Below are 4,568 nucleotides of genomic sequence, written 5' to 3'. Positions count from 1 at the left end.
GCAATTATTTATAAAAATTATCATACAAATGATCTGTATATCAAAAGTGAATTGATGTGCAGATCATTTGTGTGAGCAAAGTTCCTTTAGCCTTATTAAGGGACTTTTTTAAATTCCTACATACTTGAGATTCCGTTACATCAACATCAAGTTAAAAGAACTTTTAAAACATTAAAAAGTGCTTTTAACTTATTTTGAATATGAATGTAAACTTTTAGATAGAAGTTTACTTTTAAATATCATTGTAAATACAATAATATAGACTAATTAAAAATTCTATACACTACAAATTCTATTTCTTTAAACAAATAATCTAGATATAATAATGATTATATCTTAATCCGAAGACCGAGGTGAACATTATGCAAAGTTTAAAAATATTAAAATTCAACATGTGCATATTTGGAATTTTATTTGTCACTTATAGTATTCAAGCATTTTCAGAGTTTATAACAGATCATACCTTTAACTGGTTAAAGAGTATATGTGCAATAGGATTTTTCTTTGTTTTGATAATGAATTGGTTAGATTTAAAAAATAAAAATTATAAAACTACATAATTAATACCAACCTAAAAGCACTTATACATCGTTAAAAAGTGCTTTTTATTTTTTATAAATACGAAAGTAAGCTTTTGAATATAAATTTACTGTAACAAGAAGCATAAGATGGCCGTTTTGATCAACTTGGCCAACCTATGCTTCTAATATGTATACAACAAAAATAACAACTAGTCCCTCGTAAGAGATGCTAGTTGACGTGAAATTCAAAAGAGGAAGTTAAAAGTTTTTAGTTTCTTGCTCAATTAAAGCCCCAATTAGTTTAATAAACATAATTAAAATTGCAAACTAAATCCTTTGAATTTATGAATTCCAGTTCCGAATCTTACTTGATCTTTTTCTTTAAGTTCTTCAACTGCATTTCCCACTTCTTGTAAAAGGCTTGCATCAAGACCTATTGTATTATGTCCTCCATAAATCTTCTTAACATTGAGAATGTTGGATATTTTCTTTAACGATTGCGTTAAATCCACAGGGTTGGTCGTTGGGAAAAAAGCATACACTGGAGTCTCATCATAAAGCAAATCACCTGTAAATAAATAACCTTTACTATTATCTAAAATTGAAATATGTCCCGGAGAATGTCCTGGAGTATGGTAGATAGTTAATTTTCTATTGCCTATCTCTATTTTATCACCATCATTTAACAAACCTGTAGGATTACCCTGAAAGGGTTTATAGGTATCTGGATTAAACGTTTTTGGTGTAGGTATTGTAATATCACGACTTACATCTTTTCTGATTTGTTCGATAGAAAGTTTCTTAATACCATTGACCAGCCAGTCTTCTTCATCCTTATGTACATAAATATTCTTAAATTCACCATGACTTCCAATATGATCCCAATGGACATGTGTTGTTAAAACAATAATCGGTAAATTTGTAAGCTGGTCTGTAATCCTTTTTATGTTATCAATCCCAAGACCCGTATCAATTAATGCAGCTTTCTCCTCGCCAATTAATAAATAAGAGTGAACTTGTTCCCAATGTCCATACTCACTAATAGCGAAAGTTGTATTATCTATTTGATTTACTGTAAACCATGAGTCTTTAATTTTAACCATTTATTAAATTCCCCTTTCTAAACTCTCATACCAACAATTTTCTCTATTAACTTACTTGAAACCTTCTACTGTCATTTAGTTGAATAAGGAACAGTGTATATCCTATACATGTTAGGTTGACATAACGTCTCATTATCAGAAGTTCTCCTTATCAACAATCCCCGACTAATTAATATTCGTGAAACATCCTATTCACCTACGTATGCAGTTTCTTATTCATCCCATTATATCAGTGGTTAAAAACAATCATTTTCTTTATTTCCTTTACTCCATATGTATAAAATTTCGCATAAACTAATGGCCAGCTTATGGGTTAATAATTAACACACGGCCAACTTATGGGTAAAGTGACATTTACATTCATCAAAATAATTAATCTTATTCAAAACTGTAAATACTAAAAGACAAACAAAGAAAATCTATTTGTAATAAAAAGCCTAGCAAAACCGCATTATATATATTAAAATATTCTTATATTGTCAATATGTGGAATGAGAGACTTTTAATGAATAAGAAAAAAATAGGTTTATTAATTTTAGTAATCATTATTCTTTGGTTTGTATTTCCTCTTTCACCTTATTTAGCAGATTTAAATCATACAGAACAAAAGTTATATGATAAATTACAAAAATCCCAAGATATTTATACACTAAAAGAGCAAAAACCTAAAACAATAGTAAGATTATATCTACATTCAATACAAGAAAAAAATTATGAAATAACTTATCTTTTCTATAAAAATGATGAAAAAATGACCGAGGAAAAGAAACAATTTTTAAAAGAAGCACCCGAATTTCATAAAACAATTCTATCATCTTTTAGATTTGCAAGATCATCTGTAATAATAAACGAAGATTACAAGGATTCCGCAGTTATTAATATGCCCCGATGGAGAGGTAAAGACATTCAATTCCATATGTATAAAAAAAAAGGAACATGGTTTATATACAACGTTCCTTTTCAATAATTAAATAATATATCTTGTTAATTTATCAAAAAGAATGCTGGAATCCCAGGATTCTTTTTATGTTTTGAAAGTAAACTTTTGAATATTAGTTTACTATCAACATGCCCATCAACCTAATATTTTGGAGTACCTCCAAAAAAATTCACCTCAGATACAACAAAAGAGCCTTACCTCTGTAGGAAAGACTCCACTAGTATAGCTGTATATATTTACATAACAATTAAGTAACTACAAACATATAACATCAAATAGAAGAAACCTAACATTCCGCCTATAGCTAATACATGTTTAACCCAGCTCTTGAGTTTCAGATTACTATCAATCACTTGCATTCTTTCCATATATCGTTTCCTCCTATTAAGGAGAACCCTTAAAGACTCTCACCTCGCTATGATACCATTAAGGAATGACTAATAGAGGTCTAATTTTTGTCTAAACGTATAAATATGCAATATTGCATATGGAAATATATTGTTATAAATGTAAGCGCTTACTATAATGAGGGTATAAAGATTCACCACATCTTAAATTGAAGTTAAGCTTTTACATATAAATGGGGTGATTTCTACAGATTTTAAAAACAAAATTAATAATATAATAAGCGTTTTATTCACTTTATTATATGAATCTACTATAAATGTTAAATTACATAAATATATTATAACTTTTTTGTATAGTAGATCTCTGAAAAAATATCTATAGGGGGCAATGAAAATATGAAAAAACAGATTGCAGCATTTACGTTAGCAACGACTCTCGGCTTGAGCATTCAGCCAATTGTAAGTTCAGCCGAAACAGCTCAAAATATGCAAGCTACTGAACAGAGTGGTTGGGTAAAAGATGGAAATGGAACATGGTTCTACTTTGAAAATGGTGTAAAAAAAACAGGCTGGCTGAAAGATAATGATAGATGGTACTACCTAGATGCCAATAACGGTGGATCTATGAAAACAGGCTGGGTAAACGTAGAAGGAAAATACTATTATTTAGATACAGATTCAGACCCAAATAAAATTGGTGTGATGAAGACAGGTTGGGTAAAGGATAATGATAAATGGTACTATCTGGATGGAAGTGCAGATGGTTCAATGAAAACAGGTTGGTTCCAAGAAAATGATCAATGGTATTACTTAGATGCTAATAACGGTGGAGCAATGGTAACAGGATGGAATAGAACGGATGGAAAAATGAATTATTTCAAGGATAATGGTCAATGGATAAATACTCGTGAATTAACAGTAACGGCAACAGCATATACAAATGATCCAGCAGAAAATGGTTATAAGCCTGGACAACATGTATATACAAAAATGGGAGATGATTTAACTGCTAATCCTAACTTGAAAGTTATTGCAGTAGACCCGTCAGTTATTCCTCTTGGATCAAAAGTTTACGTCGAGGGTTATGGAATAGCTGAAGCTAGAGATACTGGTGGCGCTATTAAAGGTAATAAAATAGATGTATTTATTCCTTCAAAACAGGAATCAAGTAATTGGGGAAGACAAACAGTTAAAATATATGTATTACCTAAAAACTAATTCATCAATATATCTATTTATAAATCTAGGAGGTTATTAAAATTATGAAAAAACAAATTGCAGCACTTACATTAGCGACAACTCTTGGCTTGAGCATTCAACCAATTGTAAGTTCAGCTGAAACAGCTCAAAATATGCAAGCTACTGAACAGAGTGGTTGGGTAAAAGATGGAAATGGAACATGGTTCTACTTTGAAAATGGTGTAAAAAAAACAGGCTGGCTGAAAGATAATGATAGATGGTACTACCTAGATGCCAATAACGGTGGATCTATGAAAACAGGCTGGGTAAACGTAGAAGGAAAATACTATTATTTAGATACAGATTCAGACCCAAATAAAATTGGTGTGATGAAGACAGGTTGGCTGAAAGATAATGATAGATGGTACTACCTAGATGCCAATAACGGTGGATCTATGAAAACAGGCTGGGTAAACGT

General features: G+C 30.5%; 4 protein-coding genes and 1 pseudogene. 3 read left to right on the top strand and 2 right to left on the bottom strand.

Annotated features, from left to right (window positions below; all coding sequences use genetic code 11):
* Positions 1–835: 835 nt before the first annotated feature.
* Complete coding sequence (locus JDS80_RS30230; protein WP_199640765.1) at positions 836–1,624, bottom strand: MBL fold metallo-hydrolase; 789 nt, start codon at positions 1,622–1,624, stop codon at positions 836–838.
* 505 nt (positions 1,625–2,129) lie between these two features.
* On the opposite strand from JDS80_RS30230, the gene JDS80_RS30225 reads away from it, so the two are divergent.
* Positions 2,130–2,591, top strand: a complete 462-nt coding sequence (locus JDS80_RS30225) for a hypothetical protein (RefSeq protein WP_199640764.1) — start codon at positions 2,130–2,132, stop codon at positions 2,589–2,591.
* Between the two features lie 209 nt (positions 2,592–2,800).
* Here JDS80_RS30225 and JDS80_RS32035 read toward each other — a convergent pair whose 3' ends face one another.
* Entirely contained in the window at positions 2,801–2,932 is a 132-nt protein-coding gene (locus JDS80_RS32035; RefSeq protein WP_274605856.1) for a hypothetical protein, read from the bottom strand.
* A gap of 375 nt (positions 2,933–3,307) precedes the next feature.
* Between JDS80_RS32035 and JDS80_RS30220 the strand changes: the two genes are divergently transcribed.
* Positions 3,308–4,129, top strand: coding sequence for a 3D domain-containing protein (locus JDS80_RS30220; RefSeq protein ID WP_199640763.1), 822 nt, complete (start codon positions 3,308–3,310; stop codon positions 4,127–4,129).
* A 44-nt stretch (positions 4,130–4,173) separates the two neighbouring features.
* A pseudogene (locus JDS80_RS30215) lies at positions 4,174–4,568 on the top strand (NlpC/P60 family protein); the annotation flags it as partial.

Source organism: Bacillus cereus group sp. N8, assembly GCF_016483685.1.
GTDB lineage: Bacteria > Bacillota > Bacilli > Bacillales > Bacillaceae_G > Bacillus_A > Bacillus_A proteolyticus.
This window is presented reverse-complemented; position numbering and strand designations above follow the sequence as displayed.

Coding starts and splice junctions, on each gene's coding strand:
- JDS80_RS30230 (WP_199640765.1), bottom strand. CDS start 1,624: ATGGTTAAAATTAAAGACTCATGGTTTACAGTAAATCAAATAGATAAT.
- JDS80_RS30225 (WP_199640764.1), top strand. CDS start 2,130: ATGAATAAGAAAAAAATAGGTTTATTAATTTTAGTAATCATTATTCTT.
- JDS80_RS32035 (WP_274605856.1), bottom strand. CDS start 2,932: ATGGAAAGAATGCAAGTGATTGATAGTAATCTGAAACTCAAGAGCTGG.
- JDS80_RS30220 (WP_199640763.1), top strand. CDS start 3,308: ATGAAAAAACAGATTGCAGCATTTACGTTAGCAACGACTCTCGGCTTG.